Annotated in this window: 23 protein-coding genes; 11 read left to right on the plus strand and 12 right to left on the minus strand. The window is 65.7% G+C overall.

All coding sequences use genetic code 11. The features are described 5' to 3' along the window. The first annotated feature begins 4 nt into the window (after nucleotides 1-4). Both G455_RS0103645 and G455_RS0103650 read left to right on the plus strand, forming a co-directional pair. Nucleotides 5-772, plus strand: a complete 768-nt coding sequence (locus tag G455_RS0103645) for a DeoR/GlpR family DNA-binding transcription regulator (RefSeq protein ID WP_028092440.1) — start codon at nucleotides 5-7, stop codon at nucleotides 770-772. Nucleotides 773-913: 141 nt separating this feature from the next. Continuing rightward, nucleotides 914-2,911, plus strand: coding sequence for a bifunctional metallophosphatase/5'-nucleotidase (locus tag G455_RS0103650; protein WP_028092441.1), 1,998 nt, complete (start codon nucleotides 914-916; stop codon nucleotides 2,909-2,911). 117 nt (nucleotides 2,912-3,028) lie between these two features. Here G455_RS0103650 and G455_RS0103655 read toward each other — a convergent pair whose 3' ends face one another. Together G455_RS0103655 and G455_RS0103660 are read right to left on the minus strand one after the other, a co-directional pair. After that, nucleotides 3,029-4,081: a permease gene (locus G455_RS0103655; RefSeq protein WP_028092442.1), complete on the minus strand. Its 1,053-nt coding sequence runs from the start codon at nucleotides 4,079-4,081 to the stop codon at nucleotides 3,029-3,031. Further along, nucleotides 4,074-4,382 (minus strand): ArsR/SmtB family transcription factor, encoded by a 309-nt coding sequence (locus G455_RS0103660; RefSeq protein ID WP_028092443.1) that lies wholly within the window; start codon nucleotides 4,380-4,382, stop codon nucleotides 4,074-4,076. Before G455_RS0103660 ends, G455_RS0103655 begins: the two co-directional genes overlap by 8 nt. A 245-nt stretch (nucleotides 4,383-4,627) precedes the next feature. Between G455_RS0103660 and pdxR the strand changes: the two genes are divergently transcribed. After that, nucleotides 4,628-6,091 (plus strand): MocR-like pyridoxine biosynthesis transcription factor PdxR, encoded by a 1,464-nt coding sequence (gene pdxR / locus G455_RS0103665; protein WP_028092444.1) that lies wholly within the window; start codon nucleotides 4,628-4,630, stop codon nucleotides 6,089-6,091. 141 nt (nucleotides 6,092-6,232) lie between these two features. On the opposite strand, the gene dapA is transcribed toward pdxR, so the two are convergent. Beyond that, a complete protein-coding gene (gene dapA / locus G455_RS0103670; protein WP_028092445.1) occupies nucleotides 6,233-7,105 on the minus strand; it encodes a 4-hydroxy-tetrahydrodipicolinate synthase in 873 nt (290 codons plus the stop codon). 169 nt (nucleotides 7,106-7,274) lie between these two features. On the opposite strand from dapA, the gene G455_RS0103675 reads away from it, so the two are divergent. Beyond that, nucleotides 7,275-9,272 (plus strand): lytic transglycosylase domain-containing protein, encoded by a 1,998-nt coding sequence (locus G455_RS0103675; RefSeq protein ID WP_407636236.1) that lies wholly within the window; start codon nucleotides 7,275-7,277, stop codon nucleotides 9,270-9,272. Here the strand turns inward: G455_RS0103675 and G455_RS0103680 are convergent. Beyond that, a complete protein-coding gene (locus tag G455_RS0103680) occupies nucleotides 9,246-10,121 on the minus strand; it encodes a DMT family transporter (protein WP_028092447.1) in 876 nt (291 codons plus the stop codon). The genes G455_RS0103675 and G455_RS0103680 overlap by 27 nt on opposite strands. Next, nucleotides 10,118-10,789 carry a tRNA (5-methylaminomethyl-2-thiouridine)(34)-methyltransferase MnmD gene (mnmD, locus tag G455_RS0103685; protein WP_028092448.1) on the minus strand — a complete coding sequence of 224 codons (672 nt, stop codon included), beginning with the start codon at nucleotides 10,787-10,789 and terminating at the stop codon, nucleotides 10,118-10,120. The genes G455_RS0103680 and mnmD overlap by 4 nt, the downstream gene beginning before the upstream one ends. Before the next feature lie 56 nt (nucleotides 10,790-10,845). Here mnmD and G455_RS0103690 point away from each other — a divergent pair, with 56 nt between their 5' ends. After that, nucleotides 10,846-11,889, plus strand: a complete 1,044-nt coding sequence (locus tag G455_RS0103690; RefSeq protein ID WP_028092449.1) for an NAD(P)/FAD-dependent oxidoreductase — start codon at nucleotides 10,846-10,848, stop codon at nucleotides 11,887-11,889. Further along, nucleotides 11,886-12,290 (plus strand): VOC family protein, encoded by a 405-nt coding sequence (locus tag G455_RS0103695; RefSeq protein WP_028092450.1) that lies wholly within the window; start codon nucleotides 11,886-11,888, stop codon nucleotides 12,288-12,290. The genes G455_RS0103690 and G455_RS0103695 overlap by 4 nt, the downstream gene beginning before the upstream one ends. A gap of 75 nt (nucleotides 12,291-12,365) precedes the next feature. On the opposite strand, the gene G455_RS0103700 is transcribed toward G455_RS0103695, so the two are convergent. The 4 genes from G455_RS0103700 to G455_RS0103715 form a co-directional block, all read right to left on the minus strand. After that, entirely contained in the window at nucleotides 12,366-12,908 is a 543-nt protein-coding gene (locus G455_RS0103700; RefSeq protein WP_028092451.1) for an NADPH-dependent FMN reductase, read from the minus strand. A 115-nt stretch (nucleotides 12,909-13,023) separates the two neighbouring features. Beyond that, the gene (locus tag G455_RS0103705) at nucleotides 13,024-13,686 is read right to left on the minus strand and encodes an OmpA family protein (RefSeq protein WP_028092452.1); all 663 of its coding nucleotides are present in this window, start codon (nucleotides 13,684-13,686) and stop codon (nucleotides 13,024-13,026) included. Between the two features lie 157 nt (nucleotides 13,687-13,843). Continuing rightward, the gene (locus G455_RS0103710) at nucleotides 13,844-14,533 is read right to left on the minus strand and encodes a helix-turn-helix transcriptional regulator (RefSeq protein ID WP_028092453.1); all 690 of its coding nucleotides are present in this window, start codon (nucleotides 14,531-14,533) and stop codon (nucleotides 13,844-13,846) included. A gap of 299 nt (nucleotides 14,534-14,832) precedes the next feature. Beyond that, the gene (locus G455_RS0103715; RefSeq protein ID WP_028092454.1) at nucleotides 14,833-15,750 is read right to left on the minus strand and encodes a methylated-DNA--[protein]-cysteine S-methyltransferase; all 918 of its coding nucleotides are present in this window, start codon (nucleotides 15,748-15,750) and stop codon (nucleotides 14,833-14,835) included. 117 nt (nucleotides 15,751-15,867) lie between these two features. Here G455_RS0103715 and G455_RS23240 point away from each other — a divergent pair, with 117 nt between their 5' ends. Then, nucleotides 15,868-16,764, plus strand: a complete 897-nt coding sequence (locus G455_RS23240; RefSeq protein ID WP_051312129.1) for a serine hydrolase domain-containing protein — start codon at nucleotides 15,868-15,870, stop codon at nucleotides 16,762-16,764. A gap of 10 nt (nucleotides 16,765-16,774) precedes the next feature. Here the strand turns inward: G455_RS23240 and G455_RS23245 are convergent, their stop codons facing one another. Beyond that, nucleotides 16,775-17,521: a DUF4336 domain-containing protein gene (locus tag G455_RS23245; protein ID WP_051312131.1), complete on the minus strand. Its 747-nt coding sequence runs from the start codon at nucleotides 17,519-17,521 to the stop codon at nucleotides 16,775-16,777. 114 nt (nucleotides 17,522-17,635) lie between these two features. On the opposite strand from G455_RS23245, the gene nth reads away from it, so the two are divergent. Genes nth through G455_RS0103740 form a run of 3 tightly spaced genes read left to right on the plus strand, consistent with a single transcriptional unit; the run spans nucleotide 17,636 to nucleotide 19,865 of the window. Then, a complete protein-coding gene (nth, locus tag G455_RS0103730) occupies nucleotides 17,636-18,280 on the plus strand; it encodes an endonuclease III (protein WP_028092455.1) in 645 nt (214 codons plus the stop codon). Then, entirely contained in the window at nucleotides 18,277-19,266 is a 990-nt protein-coding gene (locus tag G455_RS0103735) for an adenosine kinase (RefSeq protein WP_028092456.1), read from the plus strand. Before nth ends, G455_RS0103735 begins: the two co-directional genes overlap by 4 nt. Beyond that, on the plus strand, nucleotides 19,266-19,865 hold the full coding sequence (locus tag G455_RS0103740) for a GNAT family N-acetyltransferase (RefSeq protein WP_028092457.1): 600 nt from the start codon (nucleotides 19,266-19,268) through the stop codon (nucleotides 19,863-19,865). Before G455_RS0103735 ends, G455_RS0103740 begins: the two co-directional genes overlap by 1 nt. A gap of 95 nt (nucleotides 19,866-19,960) precedes the next feature. Here G455_RS0103740 and G455_RS0103745 read toward each other — a convergent pair whose 3' ends face one another. Both G455_RS0103745 and G455_RS0103750 read right to left on the minus strand, forming a co-directional pair. After that, nucleotides 19,961-20,158, minus strand: a complete 198-nt coding sequence (locus G455_RS0103745) for a hypothetical protein (RefSeq protein ID WP_028092458.1) — start codon at nucleotides 20,156-20,158, stop codon at nucleotides 19,961-19,963. 55 nt (nucleotides 20,159-20,213) lie between these two features. Continuing rightward, nucleotides 20,214-20,702 (minus strand): RNA pyrophosphohydrolase, encoded by a 489-nt coding sequence (locus tag G455_RS0103750; protein ID WP_028092459.1) that lies wholly within the window; start codon nucleotides 20,700-20,702, stop codon nucleotides 20,214-20,216. A gap of 130 nt (nucleotides 20,703-20,832) precedes the next feature. Here G455_RS0103750 and G455_RS0103755 point away from each other — a divergent pair, with 130 nt between their 5' ends. Further along, the gene (locus G455_RS0103755; RefSeq protein WP_028092460.1) at nucleotides 20,833-22,857 is read left to right on the plus strand and encodes an NADPH-dependent 2,4-dienoyl-CoA reductase; all 2,025 of its coding nucleotides are present in this window, start codon (nucleotides 20,833-20,835) and stop codon (nucleotides 22,855-22,857) included. Nucleotides 22,858-22,910 lie beyond the last annotated feature (53 nt).

A 22,910-nucleotide genomic window follows, 5' to 3' on the forward strand; every position in this document is an offset into this window, starting at 1 on the left:
TAGAATGTCCGCCCCGGACCTGGCCCGCCGCCGCGACCGAATCGTCAATCTCCTGTCGATCCACGGCAGCCTGTCGGCCGCCGATCTAGCCGGGCGGCTGGCAGTTTCGGTGCAGACCATCCGCACCGACCTGCGCGAACTGGACGAACAGGGCGTGGTGCGCCGCCGCCATGGCGAGGCGAGCCTGAACCGGGGCACAGAAAACATCGGCTATCAACCGCGCCTTGCCATCGCGCGGGACGAAAAGGGGCGGATCGGCCAGGCAGTCGCCAGGCTGATCCCCGACGGCGCGCGCGTCGCGCTCGGCACCGGCACCACGGTCGAAGAGGTCGCCCGCGCCCTGATCGGGCGGGAAAACCTGCTGGTGGCGACCAACAACATCCACGCCGTACTGGCCCTGCGGGCGGCACCAGGCGTCACCGTGCATCTGGCCGGGGGCAAGGTCCGGCTGCGCGACCTCGATATCATCGGCGCCGAAAGTCAGGAATTCTTCGGCCAGTTCCGGCTGGATGTCGCCGTCTTCAGCTGCGGCGCCCTGTCGCCCGAGGGTGAGGTGATGGATTTCACCCCCGAGGAAATCCGCGCCCGCCGCGCCATCGCCGCCTGCGCCGCGCGCACCGTTCTGATCCTCGACAGCACCAAGATCGACCGCCCGGCGCCGCTGAGGCACGGGCACCTTCAGGACTATGACGTGGTGGTTCACGGCGGCACCCTGCCCGAAGACACCGCCGCCGCCTGCGCCGCTGCCGATTGCCGGCTTATTGCGGTCTGACACCCGGCCCGTGCCCGCCCGTCCGCGCCGGCCCGGCCCCAGCGCCTCCCTCAGGTTTCACCGATCTGTCACCAAGACGTCATGCCAGCGTCGCGCCACCGCAGCAGAGCCACCCGGACACATTTCCTCCAGGAGGTTTCCATGCCCCGTCTTACCCGCCGCGGCTTTCTGGCCCGCAGCTCCGCACTGGCCGCTGCCGCCGCCGTCTCTCCCGCCATCGTCATCCGTGCCAATGCCGCCCCCGGCGCCGGCGAACTGGCGATGGTCGCGGTCCAGCCGAACCCCCGCGGCAGCTTTGAAAAGCTCTATCTTCTGAAGGGCGATCCGCTGTCCGGCCCGATCACCACGATCCTGACCGAAGACGGCGCCACCGAACCCGCCCGCAGCCTGCCCGAGGGCAGCCGTCGGGTGTTGCGGCTGATGCATTTCAACGACATGCACAATCACATGACCGATCTCGACGGCAAGCGCGGCGATACCCACCGCATGGCGCAGATGGTGCAACTGGTGAAAGCCGCCAAGGCGCAGGCCGGCGACGATGAAATCGTACTGCTCCTCTCCGGCGGCGACGATCACACCGGTTCGGTCTTTGACGAGCTGATGGGTTGGACCCCGGAAGACTTCGTCGCCGATGCCGGCTATCGTGCCGCCTCTGCCGCCGGTGTCGATCTCGCCGTTCTGGGCAACCATGAATTCGACCGTGGCGCCGCCCAGCTCAAGATCGGGCTCGACCGCGATGCCGCCTTCCCGGTGCTGTCGGCCAATGTGAACAACTCGGCCCATATCGCGCGGGACGTCGATTACACCCCCGCCGCCGTGGCCGAGGTGAAGGGGCTCAGGATCGGCTTCATCGGCCTGACCACCGCCATCGACACCCGGGTCGGCATGGAAAGCGACCCCACCCTGGCCGTCGCCAGCCCGGTGGAAAGCGCCGCCAACCTCTACAAGGCGGTCGAGGCGGTCTCGGACGTGGTGGTGATCCTGTCGCACTGCGGTTACGGCCGCGGCATGCACCAATCCGGCAAGGCCGGCACCGCCCGGCTGATCGGCGAAGGCGATTTCGACATCGCCGACGCCATCGGCCCGATGGCCAGCAAACCCGTGGTGCTGATCGGTGGCCATTCGCACACCCAGCTCAATACCGACGGCATTGACGCCGACAATATGGTGGCCGGGCTGTTGCTGACCCAGGCCAAAGCCAATGGCCAGTTCCTTGGCGATATCGTGATGTCAGTGGCCCCGGGTCAGGGCCGCGATCAGTGGTTCTCCAACGTCTCGCTGCACCCGATCAAGCGCCGCGACGACCGGCTGAAACCGGAGGACGAGAAATTCGCCAACGCCGAGCATGATGGCGATTTCGATGCCGGTTTCGAGGCGCAAGTGATGGCGCCGATGATCGCGGCGCTCGACGCCAAACTGTCCGAGGTGATCGCCCAGGTCGCCGACGACACCCTGGTCTCCACCCCGCGCACCATTGCCGACCGCTATGTCGGCGAGGCCGCCATCGGCAACCTGATGAACGACACTCTGGTCAAACGCTCGGCCAGCTTTCCAGGTGGAGCGGTCGATTTCTCGCTGTTCAACGCCACCGGGCTGGCCCGCGGCATCGCCAAGGGGCCGCTGACCTTCCGCGAATGGTTCGACGTGATGCCCTATGCCGATGTGATCGACGTCGCCACCCTGACCGGCGCCCAGATCCGCGACATGCTGAATTCGAACGCCAAGCGCATCCTGCGCCCGGAAGAGGTCTCCGGCACCGATCTGTCCGAATTCGTCTCACGCGGGTTCCTGCATTTCTCCTCCGGCATCCGTTACCGGATCGCACTGGGTGGCTCTGCGGCCGAGGCGCAGGCGGTCGACATCACGCTGAACGGCCAGCCGGTGGAAGAGGTGCTGGAGAAACCCTTCACCATGGCCTTCAACAGCTATATCTCGCTCGGCGCCTTTGGTGAGACCTGGAACGGCAAGCCGATCGGCGGCGGCGTGGCAGGCGATATTCCCAGCTTCGACGTGCGTACCCTGCCCTGGAGCCACACCGGCCTCGTCTATCGTAACGAGCTGATCGCGGCGCTGCGCGAGATCGGCACCATTTCGGACCAGACCGGCATCATCCTAGACGGTCGTGTCACCGTCGCCTGAGCGGATCAAACCCGGAACGGGGCGCAACCGGCCCCGTTCACTGTTTTCTGTCGACCTTGATCCGACGAGGCGGTCCGCTACGCTCTGCCCCCATGTCAGGGGCAGAGCATAGCGGGGTCACATCACAAGCTGGAACATCAGTCCCGCCAGAACCGCACCCACCAGCCCCAACCCCAGATAAAGCGCAAAAACCCGCGGCTTGACCAGCGACCAGACCGCAGCCATCGCCGGGATCGAGCTGACCGCACCGGCGATCATGAAGGCCATCGCCGACCCGACACTCATCCCCTGCCCGATCAAGCCGGCCAACAGCGGCGGCGCCACATAGGAGTTCAGATAGGCCGGCATCCCCACCAGTGCCGCGATAGCGATCGACCCGACGCCTTCGCCGCCGACAAGTTGCGCGATCAGGTCGGCGGGAACGTAGCGCACCAGAAGCGCCTCCAGCACATAGGCCAGCGCCAGCCATTTCAGCAAGAACAGCCCGTTGGTGAAAACCTCTTTGCGGAAGATTTCCCGCCGGGGAATTTCGCTCCAGAACCGCCAAACCGGCTTGTCATGTTCCTTCGGGCCGCCGCAGCCGCAACAGCTTTTGCGCTGCACCTGCTTCAACGGTTCTGACAAGGCCCCGCCCCGCGCCAGAGCCTTGACGGCAAGGCCCCCGAACAGGCCCAGCGCCACCGCCGCCACCGCCTTGGCCAGCGCAAACGGCCAACCCAGCGCCCCGGCAGTGATCAACAGCGTCGGCGGATCAATCAGCGGAGACGACAGCCAAAAGGCCATCACCGCCGACAACGGCGCCCCCAGAGCCAGCAGCCCCGCGATGAAGGGAATCACCTGACAGGAACAAAACGGCGCCAACCCGCCCAGAAGGGCCGCGAAAAAGATCATCCGCATCTCTCGCCCTTCAAAGGCCCGGGCCACCAGCGCTTCGGCCCCCGACGCCTTGAGATAGGCCAGCAGCAGCACCGCGATCACGATATATTTTGCAGTCTGAGCCAGTGCAGCCCCTGCAAACAGCCCCACTGGCCCCAGATTTTCCGGATCCAGCACCGCCACCGCCAGCAGCAGCAGCACAATCATCGCCCAGGGCGATTTCAGCCCTTGCAGCATCGCCCGCAGACGAGACCGCCCGGCCGCCACTGGCCGGATTTGAGTCGCTTCAACCATCCGTTTTCCCTCCGTCTTCCAGATCGGCGCAACATTCGCTCAGAATAAAATCGGCCAGTTCCCGCAGCCGTTCGTAATGCGCCCGGTTGATCACCTGGCGCCCCTGCTTTTCCTGCTCCACCACGCCCCCAGCAGCGAGCACCTTCAGGTGATGCGCAAGCGTCGAAGGCGCGATGCCGGTTCGGTCCTGAATGTCTCCGACGGTCAGCCCGGCACCGCCGGCCCGAACCAGAACGCGCAACACCTGCAATCGCGAATCCGCCCCCATCGCCGCAAACCCCTGGGCCATTTCTGCCAGCATTGCCTGCACCTCCAAACATAACTATAAAACTAGTTATATCGAATCATTAAAAACTGTCAACTCCCCCAGGCTGTGTAGATCGCCCCGGGCACGCGTTCACCGCCCCACCCCGGTGCAAGAATAGGTGGCAAAGATGCGGCTTTGGCGACGAGAACGGACAGTTTTAGATTGAGGATGGCAGACGGTTCTGGCGCCCCCCTTAAGTCCAGTTTACAGCCAACTTAAGTCCAACTTATGCTGATCTCATGCCCATCGCCGTCGAAACCTTTTTCCTCAGCCCCGACGCGCCCGGCACCCTGCAGGCGCAGGTGCAGCAGATGATTGCCGAAGGCATCCTGTCGGGCCGCTTTCACGCAGGGGAAAAGCTGCCCTCCTCGCGTCGTCTGGCAGCACATCTGGGCGTCAGCCGGATCACTGTGACGCTGGCCTATACCGAACTGGTGGCCAACGATTATCTCAGCGCCCGGGGGCGCTCGGGTTACTATGTCTCGGACACCGCCCCGGTGCCGCCGGTCTATTCGCCGCAACCACGCAACGCCGACCGGGTGGATTGGTCGCATGCCCTGGTTCAGCGCTTCACCGGCGGCGACACCCCGGTCAAGCCGAAGGACTGGCGCAGCTTCCGCTATCCCTTCATCTACGGGCAGACCGATCCGACGCTGTTCGATCATGCCAATTGGCGGCAATGCGCGATGCGGGCGCTGGGGCAGAAGGATTTCGCCGCGCTGACGGATGATTACAACGACCGCGACGATCCGCTGCTGGTCGAATACATCGCCCGTCACACATTGCCCCGGCGCGGCATCTCGGCCCGACCGGAAGAGATATTGATCACGCTGGGTGCCCAGAATGCCCTCTGGCTGACCTCTCGCATGCTCCTGAACCAGCGCCGGCAGGCGGTGATCGAAGATCCCTCCTATCCCGCCCAGCGCGATCTGCTGACCCATTCGGGCTGCCGGCTGATGCCGGTGCGGGTCGATGCCGACGGCTTGCCCCCCGAGGCGATCCCCGAAGGCACCGAAGTGATCTTCACCACCCCCAGCCACCAATGCCCGACCACCGCCACCATGCCACTGGCACGGCGCCAGGCGCTGCTCGCCCGCGCTCGCACGCTCGACGCGCTGGTGATCGAGGACGATTATGAATTCGAAATGGCCTTTCTGGCGCGCCCATCTCCCGCGCTGAAATCGCTCGATGAAGACGGGCGGGTGATCTATGTCGGCAGCTTCTCGAAGTCACTGTTTCCAGGGCTGCGGCTGGGCTACATGGTCGGTTCGGAACCCTTCATCCGTGAGGCGCGCGCCCTGCGCGCCGCCATGCTGCGCCACCCGCCCGGCCACATCCAGCGCACTGCCGCCTATTTCCTGTCGCTCGGCCATTACGACAGTCAGATCCGGCGAATGAGCCAGGCCCTGCACGACCGTCGCCGAGAGATGGAACAGGCGATCTCCACCCAGGGGCTGACCATTGCCGGACGGGGCGTCTATGGCGGCTCATCTCTCTGGATGCAGACGCCCGAAGGTGTCGACAGCGGCCGGCTCGCGGCCCGGCTGCTGGATGAAAGCGTCTATATCGAACCCGGCGCCCCGTTCTTTGCCGGACCGGAGCGGCCAAGGGGTTATTACCGGCTGGGCTATTCCTCGATCCCCACGGCACGGATCTCCGAAGGTATCGCCCGGATCGCCGCAGCCGGACGCGCCCTGCTCTAGCCCGGCGTCGCTGACCGCTGGGGCAACAGTCTCAGAATGGCCGGGCGACAAACGGAAAAGCGCAGGACACCAGCACGGTGCCCTGCGCTCTCGAATTCTACGCAACAGCACGCGCGCCGCCCTGGCGCGCCCGCCCCGGGATCAAAGAATGCCCGCGTGCTTCATCGCGGCGTCGATCGCGGCCTTGGTGCTGTCTTCCAGCCCGGTCAGCGGCGAGCGGACTTCGTCACTGCACATGTCCAGTTTCGACAGGGCGTATTTCGCGCCGACCAGCCCCGGTTCGATGAAGATCGCCTCGTGCAGCGGCATCAGCTTGTCCTGATAGTCGAGCGCAAGCTTGTAATCGCCGGCGAGCGTCGCTGTCTGGAATTCGGCGCAGAGCTTCGGTGCCACATTGGCGGTGACCGAGATGCAGCCGACGCCGCCATGGGCGTTGAAGCCCAGAGCGGTGGCATCTTCGCCCGACAGTTGGATGAAATCGGCGCCGCAGGTCATGCGTTGCTGGCTCACCCGCTCCAGCTTGCCGGTGGCGTCCTTGACGCCGACGATGCGCGGCAGTTTCGCCAGTTGCCCCATGGTGGCAGGCGTCATGTCGACGGCCGAACGACCGGGGATATTGTAGATGATGATCGGGATCTCGGCGCAATCGTGCAGCGCGGTGAAATGGCCGATCATGCCGCGCTGGGTCGGCTTGTTGTAATAGGGCGTCACCACCAGTGCCGCATCGGCACCGGCGAAGGCGGCGAATTGCACAAAGCGAATCGCCTCGACCGTGTTGTTCGACCCGGCGCCAGCAACCACCGGCACCCGGCCGGCGGCGGCCTTGACCACCTCGGCGATGACCGTCTCGTGTTCGTCATGGCTGAGCGTCGGGCTTTCACCAGTGGTGCCGACCGGCACCAGACCGGTGGTTCCTTCGGATATCTGCCATTCGACCAGACGTTTAAGTGCATCCAGGTCCAGCTCGCCGTTGCGGAACGGGGTGACGAGGGCTGTCATTGAGCCTTTGAACATGGAGGTGCTCCTTAAAGCGTGTCGGGCGGGGCTCCACCCGCCATCAAATCTGGTGATTGCGGGCTGCAGTCCGCCGAACCGAACCGTTTTCCGCGATTGTGTGTTGATCCCCGCTCTGCGCGGATTATCGTCAAAGGCTCTAGCCACGGTTATATGAGAAATGCAAGGGATGTCGCACAAGCGGGCGGTCTCGCCTCACCTGATCCGGATGCTCTTCGCGGGGCTGGCGCTGGCGCTTCTGGCGCTTGCCCCCATCGCCCGGGCCGCCGCCCCCGAGGGCCTGACCAAAGGGCTTGAGGCGATGCGTGCCGGCGACTGGGATCAGGCGCTGGCGGTGTCTGGCGCGCGCGGCTCGATCTCGCGCGATATCGTCGTCTGGCACTGGCTCCGTGCCGGCAAGGGCACTGCCGGGGATGTGCAGGTATTTCTGGCGCGCCGACCGGATTGGCCCGGGCTCGACTGGCTGCGCCGCAAGAGCGAGGCAGCCTTCGACGACGCACCGACCGATCAGGTGCTGTCCTTCTTCGCCAATCACCCGCCGCAAACCGCCGAAGGGGCCCTGGTTCTGGCCAAGGCCCAGGCGGCGCGGGGGCATCTCGGCGATGCGGAAGCCGGGCTGGTTCTGGCTTGGCGCACCCTGCCGATGGGCGCCGGTCTGCAGGCGATCTATCTCGACCGGCACCGCAAGCTTCTGGCCCCTCACCACCAGGCCCGGCTCGACCGGATGATCTGGGACAGCAATTTCGCCAGCGCCCGGCAGATGCTGCCGTTGGTTTCAGACGACCAGCGCGCCTTGGCCGAAGCCCGGATCGCCCTGCTTGAGATGTCGCCCGGCGTCGACGGGTTGATCGCGAAGCTCCCCGACCGGCTGCAGGAGGATCCGGGCCTGTCCTATGCGCGATTTGTCTGGCGCCACCGCAAGGGGCGCAGCGACGATGCCATCGCCCTGCTACTGGCCCATTCCCAAAGCGCCGCCGATCTCGGAGAGCCCGCCGCCTGGGCGCAGCGCCGCCGCTGGCTGGCGCGCGAACAACTCCGCGCCGGCAACGGAGAACAAGCCTATAAGATCGCCGCGTTCCATCAGCTCACCCCGGAGGCCGGGTATGACTATGCCGATCTGGAATGGCTCGCCGGCTATGCCGCATTGACCCGCCTGCACGATCCGAAGACCGCGATCCGGCATTTCCGCAATTTCGACGCGTCTGTCGCCACGCCGATCTCGAAGGGACGCGCGGGCTATTGGCTGGGCCGCGCCTATGCGGCACAGGGAGATACCGACAACGCCTATGCCGCCTATGCGATGGCCGCCGGGCAGCAGACCTCGTTCTACGGTCTGTTGGCAGCAGAGCGGATTGGCCGCCCCTTCGACCCGGCGCTGGTCACCCCCGCCCCGCCGCCAGACTGGCACAAGGCCGGTTTTCTGACCTCCAGCGTCACCCAGGCGGGGCTGATGCTGCTTGACGCCGACGAAGTCGACCTGGGCGAACGTTTTCTGACCCATCTGGTCGAAAGCCTCGATCCGCAGCAGGCGGCCCAGATGGGGGCGATGGCGCTCGACATGGGCCGGCCGCATCTGGCGGTGATGATCGCCAAACGCGTCGCCTCTCGCGGGATCGTGCTGGAGGGGGTTTATTACCCGCTACACCCGGTTGCCGATCTCGAGTTGCCGATGGCCAAGGAAATGACACTGGCGATCGCCCGGCGGGAAAGCGAATTCGACCCCACGGTGATCAGCGGCGCCGGCGCGCGCGGGCTGATGCAGGTGATGCCCGCCACCGCCAAGCTGGTGGCCGGACAGCTCGGCCTTCTGGGCGGGCACAGCACCGACCGGCTGACCAGCGACTGGAGCTATAACGCCAAGCTCGGCGCCAATTACCTGGCGAAACTGGCGGGAGATTTCGACGGCAACGTCGTGTTGATGGCTGCTGGATATAACGCCGGGCCGCGCCGCCCGGCGCAATGGATCGAGGATTTCGGCGATCCGCGGACCTCCGGCACCGATATCGTCGACTGGATCGAAAACATCCCCTTCGACGAGACCCGCAATTACGTCATGCGAGTCACCGAAAGCCTGCCCGTCTATCGCGCCCGGCTGGGGATGACGCCGCTGCCGATCCCGTTTTCGCAGGAGCTTGCCGGCTCAACCCTTCACGCGTTCGCGCCATAGGGTGAACAGCCCCGCTGCCACAATCAGCGCAGCGCCGATCAGGATGTTGTTGCGCAGCACCTCGCCGAACACCGTCATCCCCAGGATCGACGCCCAGATCAGGTGGAAATAGGCGAAGGGCTGCACCGCCCCGGCCTCGGCCACCTCATAGCATTTGATCAACAGCCAATGGCCCAGCGCCCCCATCACACAAAGCAGCGACATCCAGGCCCAGTCGGGACGGGTCATCGGCTCCCAGAACCAGATACCAATCGCCGACATCATCACCGCCCCGGCCACCCCGGTCCAGAAAAAGCTGGTGGCCGCCGTATCGCGCCGCGCCACATAGCGGGTCAAAAGCCCGTAAAGCGCGAACATCAGCGCCGAGATCAGCGGGATGATCGCCGCCAGATTGAAGACGCCGACGCCCGGTTGCAGGATGATCATCACCCCGACAAGCCCGATGCCGATCGCCACCCAGCGCCGCCAGCCAACGCTTTCACCCAGAACCGGCCCCGACAGGGCAGCCACCAGCAGCGGGTAACAGATGAAGACCGCCTGGCTCTGGATCAGCCCTAGAACGGTGAAGCCATAGATCGCGACACAGACCTCGCCGGCCAGCAGAAGCCCACGAAAGATCTGCAGAAATGGTTGCTCGGTCCGCGTCGTCGCCCGCAGCCCGCCGCGCGACCGGGCGGCCAGAAAGATGACGAAGGCAGCAAAGAACCAATAGCGGATCATCACCACCATCCAGGTGTTGTAAGCCCCCGCTAGATGGCGCGAAATCCCGTCCTGCAGGGCAAAGACGATGGTCGATCCCACCATCAGCAGAATGCCCAGACGCACGTTGTTGCGTTGCGCCCCGATCATTCCGGCATCCTCGCCCGTGTCATATGCCGCTTGCGCCCGAAGCCCGGCGCGCGTTCCACCGCGAAGCCGGCAGCCTCCAGCCCGCGACGCACGAAACCGGCGGCGGTATAGGTCGCGGCCATGCCGCCCGGAGCGGTGTGGCCGGCCACCTCCGCCAGTAGATCGTCGCCCCAGAGTTCGGGATTCTTGGCCGGCGCGAAACCGTCAAGGAACCAGGCATCCGCGTGGCCTTGCCATGCGGGCAGGGTGACGCGGGCATCGCCCTCGATCATTTCGAAATGCAGCGTGTCCAGCTCCACACGGCCGGTCCCCGGCCAAACCGCCAGGAACCGCGCCGCCCAGGGGGCGAGGTCGGGAAAGGCCTCCAGCGCCTGCGCCATGTCCACAGGCGCCATCGGAAAGGCCTCGAAGGTGGTGAAGTTGAGTGCACCCGGCTGACCGCTCTGCTCCCACAACGCCCAGGCCGACAGCAGGTTCAGCCCGGTGCCGAAGCCCAGTTCGGCAATCCGGAAACCGGGGCGAAACCGCACCGGCAGATCGTTGCCGGCCAGGAAGACATGCCGCGTCTCCGCCATCCCATTTTCCAGCGAGAAATAAGGGTCGTCGAATCGCGTCGAGACCGGCACGCCGCCGTCGCGCCATATGAGTTCCGCCCGCTGGTCGGCCATTCGAATTTTCCGTAAGACAGTCAAGAACGGCGCGACATTGAAGAAAGGCGGCGACGATGGCAATGGCGGATGTGACGATCTTCGGCGCGGGGGCCTTCGGGCTGGCAACCGCCTGGGCCTGTGCTCGGCGCGGGGCAAAGGTGCGGGTGATCGATCCCTTCGGTCCCGGCGCCGGCGCCTCCGGCGGACTGGTCGGCGCCCTCGCCCCCCATGTGCCCGAGAATTGGAACGACAAGAAGGCGTTCCAGCTCGACAGCCTGCTGATGGCCGAAGACTTCTGGACTGGGGTCGAGGCGACGGGCGGCACCAGCACCGGCTATGGCCGCACCGGCCGGCTGCAGCCGATCGCCGACGCGCGTGCGCTGGAGCTGGCCCGCGCCCGCGAGATCACCGCGACCGAACTGTGGCAGGATCGCGCCACCTGGACCGTGCGCCCGACGGAGGACTTCGGCCCCTGGGCACCGCCATCGCCCACGGGCCTCGTAATCCACGATACCCTCAGCGCCCGCATGCACCCACGCCGCGCCTGCGCCGCGCTGGTCGCGGCGCTCAAGGCCAAGGGGGCCGAGATCGTGACCGAAGGCGCGGGAGAGGGTCAGGTGCTCCACGCCACCGGCGCCGCCGGCCTGGCGGAACTTTCCGCCCATTTCGGCAAGGTGGTGGGCAATGCGGTCAAGGGACAGGCGGCACTCCTCGCCTATGACGCCGGCCCCAAGGCGCCGCAACTTTTCGCCGATACGGTCCATATCGTGCCCCATGCCGATGGCACCCTGGCGATCGGCTCTACCAGCGAGCGGGACTTCGACGATGCGACCGCGACCGACACCCAGCTTGACACGGTGATCGCCCGCGCCATCGCCGCCATGCCGGTGCTCGCCGATGTGCCGGTGATCGAACGCTGGGCCGGGCTGCGCCCCCGCAGCAAGTCGCGTGCGCCGATGCTGGGCGCGCATCCGCTGCACCCAGGCCAATTCATCGCCAATGGCGGTTTCAAGATCGGCTTTGGCATGGCCCCCAAGGTGGCCGAGGTAATGGCCGATCTGATGCTCGACGGGCGCGATGCCATCCCCGACGCCTTCCGACCAGAGGCCTCGCTGTGACCACCCCCCGCCTCACCGCGCTCGACCATCTGGTCCTGACAGTGACGGATATCGACACGACGGTCGACTTCTATACTGATGCACTCGGCATGCGGATCGAGGTTTTTCATCCCGCCGACGGCAGCCGCCGCACCGCGCTGATCTTCGGGCACCAGAAGATCAACCTGCACCCCGCCGCCGCCCCCTTCGATCCGAAGGCCGCCCAGCCCGGCCCCGGAACGGCAGACCTCTGTTTCCTGACCGAGACACCGCTTACCGACTGGCAGGCCCATCTCGCCGCCCGCGGCATCCCGATCGAAGAGGGCCCTGTCCGCCGCACCGGCGCCAACGGCCCGATCCTGTCGCTCTACATCCGCGACCCCGACGGCAATCTGATCGAGATCGCGACGCCGATCATCTGACCTCGCGCCCCTCCTTCGATCTGGTCCAAATATCCTGGGGGTCCGGGGGCAAAGCCCCCGGCGTGCGGGGCAGGCTCAGCCCCTGATCTCGGCGCGCAGCTTCTGCATCAGCTTCTCCAGCGTCGCGGCATAGCGATCGCTGATCAACCGGCCCTCGGCATCGAACTGATTGCGACAATCGGCGACATGCAGCTCCGGCCCGGTCAGCAGACGAGGCTGGAACGGGGTGAGAAAACCACGCAGCACCATCTGCGACCGCTCGCCACCGGCGCGCCCTTCGGCCGAGGACATCACCGCCACTGGCGTGTCGATCCAGGGATTATTCGCCGTCCGGCTGACCCAGTCGAGCGCATTCTTCAGCACTCCCGAGGGACCCTTGTTATATTCCGGAGTGGAAATCACCACCGCATCGGCCGCAGCAATCTGATCGGCCAGCCGCTGCACCACATCGGGAATGCCCGCGCTCTGCTCAAGATCGCCATCATAGAGCGGCAGCGCCAGATCGGCCTCGATAAAATCGGCCGGACCGAAGGCCCTCGCAGCCTCGCGGATCAACATGCGATTGGTCGACTCGCGGCGGAGCGCGCCGGCGAGACCCAGAAGGGTAAGAGCAGTCATTCAGATTCAATCCTTATCGCATTAAGCTATCGGACCCAGCCTAGACCGCCCCGCCGCCCGGCGCCACCGTGGCGCCGGGCCAGCCCGTCTTACCTGGTCACCTTGCGGCCCCAGCTCATTTGGTCGGGATCATCACGATTTCGACCCGACGGTTCCGGGCCTTGCCCTCGGCCGTCAGGTTCGAGGCGACCGGCTGTTCCTCGCCGCGCCCGATGGTGGTGAGGCGGGTGTAGGAGATGCCATCGGCTTGCAGGATATCGGCCACGGCACTTGCCCGGCGGCGCGACAGGCCAACGTTATAGGCCGCGTCGCCATCGCTGTCGGTGTGCCCGATCACCTGCACCAGCATGTCGGGATAGCGTTGCAGATGCTGGGCGACCGTATCCAGATCGGCCCGCAGCGCCGGACGCACGGTGAAACTGTCGGTGGCAAAGGTGATGTCGTTGGGCAGGGTCAACACCAACTGGTTGCCGGTATTGACGACGGTGATGCCGTCGCTGGCGAGCTGCTGACGCAGCTCCGCCGCCTGCTTGTCGAGCGACTGGCCAACGGCCGCCCCCAGAATGGTGCCCACAGCGGCTCCGCCCAACACGGCGGTGGTCTTGTGCGAGGAATTCGACACCGCACCGATCCCCGCCCCCAGCAGGCCGCCGATCAGCGCCCCGTTCTTGGTCTTGGCATTGGGATCGTTCGAGCTGAGCAATTGCGTGTCGGTACAGGCGCCCAGCAGGACGGCGGCACAAAGCGTTACCGCGGTGGAGGTCTTCAGGAAGGTCATCAGCTTGCCTCTTGTGGTCTTATCCCGTCCAGGCGGGATATTGCAGGCAATATCGAGCCTCGGACCGGCTCTCTCAAGCACTGAGCGGATGATTTCGGCGAAATGCCGCCCATGTGATCATGCGCCCAGAGCCCGGCGGGCGGGGTCGGCGGCACGATCAGGGGCTGAAGATGTAATTCCAGTCCTCCTGTTCGCGCCAGAGCTTGCGCAGCGCCGCCGCCTCCCCGGCAAAGCTCTGATCCAGAAGGTCGGCCCCCAGCATCCGGTCGGTGCGAAAATGGCGAAAGCCGCCGCGCAACTCGCACCAGCCGGCCAGAAGGGTGCACTCGACGTGATAGATCAGCCCCAGCGGCCGCAGCACCCGGGTGGTCTGCTGCCCCTCCTTGTCGACATAGGTCAGCCTGAGCTTGCGCGCCCCGCGCACCGCCCGGCGCAACAGCGCGGTCGAGACGCAGGCCAGTTCCGGATCGTCCTGCGGCGCGCCCCAGGGCGCCACCTGCAGCCAGTCGGCCGCGTCATGAACATTGGCAATCTTGCGGCTGACCCTGGCCGCGGCCTGTTGCAGGGCCCCGTCACCGGTACGGATCAACATGGCCAGGCCGACATGCAGCGCCTCGATCTCCTCCTCGTCAAAATTCAGCGGCGGCAGATCGTATCCCTTGCGCAGCATATACCCCACGCCGGCCTCGCCCTCGACCGGGGTGCGCATCGCCTGAAGCGCCGCGATGTCGCGATAGACCGTGCGTTTGGACACTTCGAGCTTGTCGGCCAGATCCTCGGCCCGGATCGGCACACGGGCGGCGCGCAAGATCTGGATGATTTCGAACAAGCGGTTGCTGCGGGGCATTGCGAAAGGTCCATGCAGGTCTGTCGGCGTGTCAGTCTGCTGACATCCTAGCATGGCCCACTGACAACATGCTGTCAGCAGCGATCGGGTTTTCTCGGCTCAACAGACAGGAGAAAACCGATGTGTTCTTATGATTGGATCGTGATGATCACCCTCGGGCTCGACCGTTGGGAACAGGAACGGCGCCCCAGCCCGCACGAGATCGAGCTGCGCGTGATCCGCAAGCTGCATGAGGCGCGCAAGGCGACCGAGCTCCCGTCAGGACCCAAGGGCTGGCGGCGCTGGCTGCGATGGCGGGATCAGCCGGCGGCTTGTCCCCGCCCCTCGTCACGGGCCACGCCACGGTCATCCTCCCGCGCGGCCTCATAGGCCAGCATGACGCGCTTGACCGGCAGCCCCCAGTGATAGCCGCCAAGCCCGCCGGATTTGCGCAAGGCCCGATGGCAGGGGATCAGCCACCCCACCGGGTTACGCCCGACCGCCGTTCCCACCGCGCGCACCGCGCGCGGCGCGCCGATCGACTGGGCGATCTCGGAATAGGTGGTGACATGGCCCGAGGGGATGCGCAGCAGCGCTTCCCAGACCTTGATCTGCAGCGGCGAGCCGATCATGTGCAGCGCGGTTTCCCCCTTTTGCTCAAACGCGGCCTCGACCAGCGGGCGCAACCGGCCAGCATCCTCGACGAACTCCGCCTCTGGCCAGCGACCGCGCAAATCGGCCATCGCTGCCTCCGGCCCGGTCTCGGCGGCGAAGGCCAGACCGCACAGGCCCTTTTCGGTTCCCATCGCCAACGCCGGGCCGAAGGGGCTATCGAACCAGCCCCAAAAGATCGTCAGCCCGGCCCCGTGGCGGGCGTATTCCCCGGGGCTCATCGCCTCCCACCTGAGAAACAGGTCGTGCAGCCTCCCGCCGCCCGACAGCCCCACCGCATGTGCCGTCTCCAGCGTCGTAAACCGTTCCCGCAGCAGCGATTTTGCCTGCCCCAGCCGCAGATATTGTTCGAATTTCTTCGGCGACACCCCCGCCCAGCGCGAAAACAGCCGCTGGAAATGCGCCGGGCTCATCGACACCTGCGCGGCGAGCTCCTCCAGCGACAGGGCTTCTCCACCGGCTTGCTGAGTACGGTCGATCAGCTCGATCGCCCGGCGCATCACATTGAAATGATAGCTCTGCTCTCCCATCTCGCCGCCCCGCCCGATCGCTGTCTGAACGCTCATCATCCGCTCCCTTTCTCTCGCGGAATAAGGTAGGGCCTGCCCGAAGACGAAGCGACCCGAATATTGCGCATTGGCCCGCGAAGGCCGATACCATGCGGACGCGAAAGATAGGGATATATGGCGATGACAATCCTGATGGCCGCGGTCGATGCCGCAGGGCACAGCCTGCACGATACCGCCGGCGCGGCGATTCTGCCGTGGTGGAGCGTGACCAAGACGGCGATTGCCGCGCTTGTGCTGCGCGACGCCGAACGCGGACTGATCGCATTGGACACACTGCTGCCCGGTCGCCCCTATACCCCGCGCCAGCTTTTGCAACACCGTGCCGGCCTGGGCGATTACGCCAGCCTGCCCTCCTATCGAGCGGCGGCGGCAACCGACGAAGAGCCCTGGCCGGTGGACGAGCTGCTGCGACAGGCCGGTGCCAAGACATTACGCTATATCCCCGGCGCCGGCTGGGCCTATTCCAACATCGGCTATCTGCTGCTGCGACAGATGCTGGAACAAACCCACGAGGCACAGCTGTCCACGCTGATACGGGACAGCATCCTGGCGCCGCTGGGTCTCAACGCCCGGCTGGCCAAGACCCGCGCTGATTTCACCGCCCTGCACTGGCCGGCGGCGCAGCATTATCACCCCGGCTGGGTCTATCACGGCTGCCTGATCGGCACGGCGCGCGAAGCAGCGCTGATGATGCAGATGATCCTGCAAGGCGACCTGCTGTCACCGGACATGCGTGCCCTGATGCGCACACCGGCAATGGAGGGCCCCGCCATCCCCGGCCGCCCCTGGAGCGCGACCGGCTATGGCATGGGGCTGATGCTGGGGGCGGCACCCGGGGTCGGCGCTGCCCTGGGCCACAGCGGCAGTGGGCCCTTCGCCGCGAATTACGTCGGCTGTTTTCCCGACAAGCTGCCCGGGGTGACACTGGCGGCCTTCTGTGACGGCCCCGACAGCGCCCCGGCCGAGCAGGCCGCCATCGCCCTGGCCGATAAGGTCGCGACCACGGTGTGATCCCCCGCCGCTACTGCCATGAGGCGAGACAGCGATAAAGCGCTCTGCGCCAGGCGGGGCGGCGACGCACCTCTTCGACCAGGCGCTCCCTGACTCCGGCGAAAACTTCATGGGCGTTCTCGGTGATGATCTCACCATGCGCCATCAGAATGCGTTCAAACGGCCATGCGGCAATGGCCTCCATTCCCGCCTGCGCGGCCTCGGCGTCATCGGTATACATGCGGAATTCGGGCGACGGCAGCGGCCGACCCAGGATGCGCCCGGCCCGCGCAGCTGCCCGGGCAAGCCCCCCAGACATTGTGGTCTTGGTGACATTCTCCACCAGATCAGCCAAAATCAGCGTCCTGCTGGCCCGATGAAAGAACGCAACTTCCGAGAAAAACAGATTGCCCCGGGTCAGATGCTGGTCCAGCACCGGCGCCCAATCCGGATGCGGCGCATCGCCAAGCGTGCCGGCATATACCAGTCCGGGCAACCGCTCAGGCAAGCCGGGGCTGGCCCAGATCTGCGCTCCGGGAAAGGTGGCGGCCATGCCCGGCAATCCCTGATTATGGATCTTGTTGGGCGAAATCAGATGCCGCACCGGCCCCAGCGCCCGCAGCGCCCCAAGCAAGGACGGGGAAGGCAAGAGCGGGGAAATCACCGCGCAGCCGCCGCCGGGCAGCGCCACCACGCTCATCCTGGTCATCAACCGGGCGCCATAAAAGCGCACCTCGCCCTCGGCATAGCTCAGCCCCTGGCCGATCTCGGTCAACATATCCGCCCCTCCGCCGCCGGACTTGCCGGCAACAGTGCCAGCCCGTCGCCCCGGGCACAATCGCCCCACGCTTTCACGTTGCACGATGCCGCGACCCACGGCATTAAGTTCCAGATGGCAAAGCAGCTCGATTATCATACGATCCGCGAGATCTTCACCCGGTTCCAGGCCCGGGAACCCGAACCCAAGGGCGAATTGGAACATGTCAACGCCTATACCCTGCTGGTCGCGGTGGCGCTGTCGGCACAGGCGACCGATGCCGGGGTGAACAAGGCCACGCGAAACCTGTTCCCGATCGCCGACACGCCGCAAAAGATGCTCGAGCTGGGCGAAGATCGGCTGATCGAGCAGATCAAGACGATCGGGCTTTACCGCAACAAGGCCAGGAACGTGATGAAGCTGTCGAAGATCCTCGTCGAGGACTATGACGGCATCGTCCCCAACTCCCGCGCCGCGCTGCAATCGCTGCCCGGCGTGGGGCGCAAGACCGCCAATGTGGTGCTGAACATGTGGTGGCACTATCCGGCACAGGCGGTCGATACCCATATCTTCCGGGTCGGCAACCGCAGCGGCATCTGCCCGGGCAAGACTGTCGATGTGGTAGAACGCGCCATCGAAGACAATGTGCCGGTGGATTTCCAACAGCACGCCCATCACTGGCTGATCCTGCATGGCCGCTATCACTGCAAGGCGCGCAAACCGCTTTGTGGCACCTGCCTGATCCGCGATCTCTGCCAATTCGAGGACAAGAACCTATGACCACCTATCAACTCGTCGGCATCGGTAATGCCATCGTCGACGTGATCAGCCAGGCTGACGACAGCTTTCTCGACCATATGGGCATCGAGAAGAGCATCATGCAGCTTGTCGAGCGCGACCGCGCCGAACTGCTTTACGGCGCCATGACCAACCGGCTGCAGACGCCCGGTGGATCAGTCGCCAATACCATCGCCGGCGCCGGCGCACTGGGGCTGAAGACCGCCTTCATCGGCCGGGTCCGCGACGACCCGCTGGGACGGTTCTATGCCGATGCGATGGCCGATCAGAGCGTCGATTTCGTCAACCCGCCGGTGGCCGAGGGCGAACTGCCGACCTCGCGCTCGATGATCTTCGTCTCGCCCGACGGCGAACGCTCGATGAACACCTATCTGGGAATTTCCTCGGAACTCAGCTCGGACGACGTGCCAGCCGAGGTCGCGGGCCAGGCGCAGCTGATGTTCCTCGAAGGCTATCTCTTCGACAAGGACAAGGGAAAGGACGCCTTCCTGCAGGCCGCGAAAGAGTGCCACAAGGGCGGCGGCAAGATCGGCATCGCCATCTCCGATCCCTTCTGCGTCGACCGTCACCGCAGTGACTTCCTGTCTCTGATCGAACATCAGATGGATTTCGTCATCGGCAACGAGGCTGAAATCCAGTCGCTGTTCCAGACCGATCACCTGGACGACGCGCTGATGATGACCGCAGCCCTCTGCCCGCTGGTGGTCTGCACCCGCTCCGGCGACGGGGTCACGGTGATGGAGGGCACCAGCCGCACCGACATCCCGGTCGAAAGGATCACTCCCGTGGATGCCACCGGCGCCGGCGATCAGTTCGCCGCAGGCTTCCTCTATGGCCTGGCGACAGGGCGCGATCTGGAAACCTGTGCCAGGATCGGCAATATCTGCGCCCGCGAGGTGATCGCCCACATCGGGCCGCGGCCGGAGGCCGATGTCTCTGCCCTGCTGAAAGACGCGGGCCTGCTCTGATGGCGCTGGCGCCGGGTTTTTACGATCTGCCTCCGGGCACATTGGCGACAGTGGTGACGCATCTGGAAATGCGCGCCCCTGCCGTCCCACGCCCGGCGCCCCTGCCCGACGGCGTCACCCTGCGGCGCGTCAGGTCCCCCGGGACCGACTGGTATCGCGACCTCTACACCCGGGTCGGCGCCGACTGGCTCTGGTTCTCGCGCCTGCGGATGCAGAGGGCAGAGCTGACCGCCATCCTGACCGATCCCGGCGTCGAGATCTGGGTGCTGGAAAAGGACGGCCGCGCCGAAGGGCTGCTGGAACTCGACTTCCGGCAGGAAGGTGATTGCGAACTGGCCTTCTTCGGCCTGACCGGCACACTGATCGGCTCCGGCGCCGGTCGCTTCCTGATGAACCAGGCCATCGCCCGCGCCTGGGCCCGCCCGATCACGCGCTTCCACGTCCACACCTGCACGCTCGACAGCCCTGCCGCACTCGGCTTCTACCGCCGCAGCGGCTTTACCCCCACAGGACAGCAGATCGAAATCGCCACCGATCCGCGCCTGACCGGCGATCTGCCGCGCGATGCGGGCGCCCATATCCCTCTCTACGAAGACTGACCCCGGGGCTCCGGCCCTTTTCTGGCCTTTTTCTGGCTGAAAGTATCCCCGCCGGAGGCTCCCACAGCCGATGCCCCTCCAAGGGGTCCAAGATATCACAGATGCAGGCCCAGCCCCATCCCCCCTGACCCGACGCGCACATTCATCGGCCCGCAACTTTGACCCACGGACATATGCGAATGGGTGCCGCTGCTGCCGATCCCGACGCCGGCATTCACATTCGGGTGATCGTTGCAGCCGCTGCATCCGGCAAGCGCCAGCATGGCAGCCAGCAAGACAAGACAAAGACGCATCCCCTGTTCCTTCTCTCGACAGGCGGGGAAGATCATACCCACGCCCGGCTGCCAGTCAAAGCCCCAGATAGGGGGCGAATTCCGCCACCACCCGCTCATAGACCGCGCGCTTGAACGGCACGATACGATCGACCAGATGCACCGGCTCCTGCCAGCGCCAGGTGCTGAACTCCGGGTGCTCGGTGGCGATATCGACCTGATCGTCGGTCCCGAGAAACCGCATCAGGAACCATTTCTGCTCCTGCCCGCGATAGCGCCCCTTCCAGATACGCGGCACCAGATCATGCGGCAGGTCATAGGGCAGCCACGAGGCAGTCTCGGCCACGATCTGCACCAGATCGGCGGTCACCCCGGTTTCCTCCCAAAGCTCGCGCAGCGCTGCCGCATCCGGGGCCTCTCCCTTATCGACGCCGCCTTGCGGCATCTGCCAGGCATCCTCGTTGCGGTCGTTGCGCTGACCGACGAAAACATTCCCTTCGGCGTTCAACAACATCACGCCGACGCAGGGCCGATAGGGCAGCCTGGCGATCTCTTCGGGGGTCATGGGCCCGCTCCTTTCGCTGTGCCCCTTCTGTCTAGCGCCTGCATCGGCGGGTGCAAGCCAGTGACGCAGGGTTCCGGCGTGACAGAGACCGACAATGCGGCAATTCTGCCGCCAGCTAAGGGAGGGCGATATGACCGAGTACCCACATCTTCTGGCGCCGCTGGATCTGGGCTTCACCACATTGAAGAACCGCGTGCTGATGGGCTCCATGCACACCGGGTTGGAGGAGACCGGCGATTGGAACCGCGTCGCCGAATTCTATGCCGAACGCGCCCGCGGCGGCGTGGCACTGATGGTGACCGGCGGCATCGGCCCGAACCTCGAGGGCTCGGTCGCACCCGGCGCGGCGATGATGACCACAGACAAGGACGTGGCGAACCACGCCATCGTCACCGACCGCGTGCATCGGGCCGGCGGTAAGATCGCCATGCAGATCCTGCATGCAGGCCGCTATGCCTTCGGTCCGAAATGCGTGGCGCCCAGCCCGGTGAAATCGCCGATTTCCCCCTTCCCGCCGAACGAGCTGGACGAAGAGGGGATCGAGAAACAGATCGCCGATTTCGTCCAGGCCGCCGTGCTGGCGCAACAGGCCGGTTACGACGGGGTCGAGGTGATGGGATCGGAAGGCTATTTCATCAACCAGTTCCTGGTCACCCACACCAACAAGCGCAGCGATCGCTGGGGCGGCTCGTATGAGAACCGCATGCGCCTGCCGATCGAGATCGTCCGCCGCACGCGGCAGGCTGTCGGCCCCGACTTCATCATCATCTATCGGCTGTCGATGATCGACCTGGTTCCCGATGGCTCCACCCATGACGAGGTGGTGCAACTGGCGCAGGAGATCGAAAAGGCCGGCGCCACCATTCTCAACACCGGCATCGGCTGGCACGAGGCGCGCATTCCCACCATCGCCACCTCGGTGCCGCGCGCGGCCTTCGCCTGGGTGACGAAAAAGCTGATGGGCAAGGTCTCGGTCCCGCTGATCACCTCGAACCGGATCAACACGCCCCCGGTGGCCGAGCAGGTTCTGGCCGAAGGCTGCGCCGACATGGTGTCGATGGCGCGCCCGATGCTGGCGGATTCGCATTTCGTCGCCAAGGCGGCAGCCGGCGCGGCGGCGACCATCGCCCCCTGCATCGCCTGCAATCAGGCCTGTCTGGATCACACCTTCGGCGGCAAGCTGACATCCTGCCTGGTCAACCCGCGCGCCTGTAACGAGACCGAGCTGGTGCTGGAAAAGGCCGCCACACCGAAAACCGTGGCCGTGGTCGGCGCCGGCCCCGCCGGCCTCTCGGCCGCACTGGCGGCGGCCGAACGGGGCCACAAGGTCACGCTCTTCGACAAGGCGGACGAGATCGGCGGCCAGCTCAACATGGCCAAGCAGGTGCCCGGCAAGGAAGAATTCCGGGGTCTGGTCGACTGGTACAAGACCATGCTCGCCACCTCCGGCATCACGGTGGAATTGGGGCACGCGGTCACGGCCGACGATCTGACAGGTTTTGACGAAGTGGTGATCGCCACCGGCGTCACCCCGCGCGATCCGCAGATCCCCGGCGAAGACGGCGCCAATGTGCTCAGCTACATCGAGGTGCTGCGCGACAAGGCGCCGGTCGGCCAGTCGGTCGCGGTGATCGGCGCCGGCGGCATCGGCTTCGATGTCTCGGAATTCCTGCTGGAAGACCACAGCCCGGCTACCGACCTGCCGGCCTGGATGAAAGAATGGGGGGTGACAGACCCGGCGGAGCACCGCGCCGGCCTCGCCCCCGACGGGCCGCAACCGGCGGCGCCCACGCGGCAGGTAACGCTGCTGCAGCGCAAGAAACAGGCGCATGGCAAGGGGCTTGGCAAGACCACCGGCTGGATCCACCGCGCCACATTGAAGATGAAGAATGTCAATTTCATTGGCGGCGTGAATTACGAAAAGATCGACGCAGACGGGCTGCATGTCAGCTTCGGCGAGGCGCGGGAAAACCCCACGCTGATCACCGCCGATACCGTGGTGCTCTGCGCCGGGCAGATGTCGGACCGCAGTCTCGCCGACGCACTCGCCGCGAAGGGCATCGCCGCCCATGTAATCGGCGGCGCCGATGTGGCGGCAGAACTCGACGCCAAGCGGGCGATCGACCAGGGCACGCGGCTCGCCGCCGCGCTCTGATCCACACGGGACGGGAAGGTCCTGGTCGAGGCGCGGGGCCCCTGGCCATCGCC

Origin of the sequence: Pseudodonghicola xiamenensis DSM 18339 (assembly GCF_000429365.1) — a bacterium.
GTDB lineage: Bacteria > Pseudomonadota > Alphaproteobacteria > Rhodobacterales > Rhodobacteraceae > Pseudodonghicola > Pseudodonghicola xiamenensis.

Bases quoted from the DNA above. Each gene is read 5' to 3' on its own strand.
- G455_RS0103645 (WP_028092440.1), top strand. From the start codon at position 5: ATGTCCGCCCCGGACCTGGCCCGCCGCCGCGACCGAATCGTCAATCTC.
- G455_RS0103650 (WP_028092441.1), top strand. From the start codon at position 914: ATGCCCCGTCTTACCCGCCGCGGCTTTCTGGCCCGCAGCTCCGCACTG.
- G455_RS0103655 (WP_028092442.1), bottom strand. From the start codon at position 4,081: ATGGTTGAAGCGACTCAAATCCGGCCAGTGGCGGCCGGGCGGTCTCGT.
- G455_RS0103660 (WP_028092443.1), bottom strand. From the start codon at position 4,382: ATGCTGGCAGAAATGGCCCAGGGGTTTGCGGCGATGGGGGCGGATTCG.
- pdxR (WP_028092444.1), top strand. From the start codon at position 4,628: ATGCCCATCGCCGTCGAAACCTTTTTCCTCAGCCCCGACGCGCCCGGC.
- dapA (WP_028092445.1), bottom strand. From the start codon at position 7,105: ATGTTCAAAGGCTCAATGACAGCCCTCGTCACCCCGTTCCGCAACGGC.
- G455_RS0103675 (WP_407636236.1), top strand. From the start codon at position 7,275: ATGTCGCACAAGCGGGCGGTCTCGCCTCACCTGATCCGGATGCTCTTC.
- G455_RS0103680 (WP_028092447.1), bottom strand. From the start codon at position 10,121: ATGATCGGGGCGCAACGCAACAACGTGCGTCTGGGCATTCTGCTGATG.
- mnmD (WP_028092448.1), bottom strand. From the start codon at position 10,789: ATGGCCGACCAGCGGGCGGAACTCATATGGCGCGACGGCGGCGTGCCG.
- G455_RS0103690 (WP_028092449.1), top strand. From the start codon at position 10,846: ATGGCAATGGCGGATGTGACGATCTTCGGCGCGGGGGCCTTCGGGCTG.
- G455_RS0103700 (WP_028092451.1), bottom strand. From the start codon at position 12,908: ATGACTGCTCTTACCCTTCTGGGTCTCGCCGGCGCGCTCCGCCGCGAG.
- G455_RS0103705 (WP_028092452.1), bottom strand. From the start codon at position 13,686: ATGACCTTCCTGAAGACCTCCACCGCGGTAACGCTTTGTGCCGCCGTC.
- G455_RS0103710 (WP_028092453.1), bottom strand. From the start codon at position 14,533: ATGCCCCGCAGCAACCGCTTGTTCGAAATCATCCAGATCTTGCGCGCC.
- G455_RS0103715 (WP_028092454.1), bottom strand. From the start codon at position 15,750: ATGAGCGTTCAGACAGCGATCGGGCGGGGCGGCGAGATGGGAGAGCAG.
- G455_RS23240 (WP_051312129.1), top strand. From the start codon at position 15,868: ATGGCGATGACAATCCTGATGGCCGCGGTCGATGCCGCAGGGCACAGC.
- G455_RS23245 (WP_051312131.1), bottom strand. From the start codon at position 17,521: ATGTTGACCGAGATCGGCCAGGGGCTGAGCTATGCCGAGGGCGAGGTG.
- nth (WP_028092455.1), top strand. From the start codon at position 17,636: ATGGCAAAGCAGCTCGATTATCATACGATCCGCGAGATCTTCACCCGG.
- G455_RS0103735 (WP_028092456.1), top strand. From the start codon at position 18,277: ATGACCACCTATCAACTCGTCGGCATCGGTAATGCCATCGTCGACGTG.
- G455_RS0103740 (WP_028092457.1), top strand. From the start codon at position 19,266: ATGGCGCTGGCGCCGGGTTTTTACGATCTGCCTCCGGGCACATTGGCG.
- G455_RS0103745 (WP_028092458.1), bottom strand. From the start codon at position 20,158: ATGCGTCTTTGTCTTGTCTTGCTGGCTGCCATGCTGGCGCTTGCCGGA.
- G455_RS0103750 (WP_028092459.1), bottom strand. From the start codon at position 20,702: ATGACCCCCGAAGAGATCGCCAGGCTGCCCTATCGGCCCTGCGTCGGC.
- G455_RS0103755 (WP_028092460.1), top strand. From the start codon at position 20,833: ATGACCGAGTACCCACATCTTCTGGCGCCGCTGGATCTGGGCTTCACC.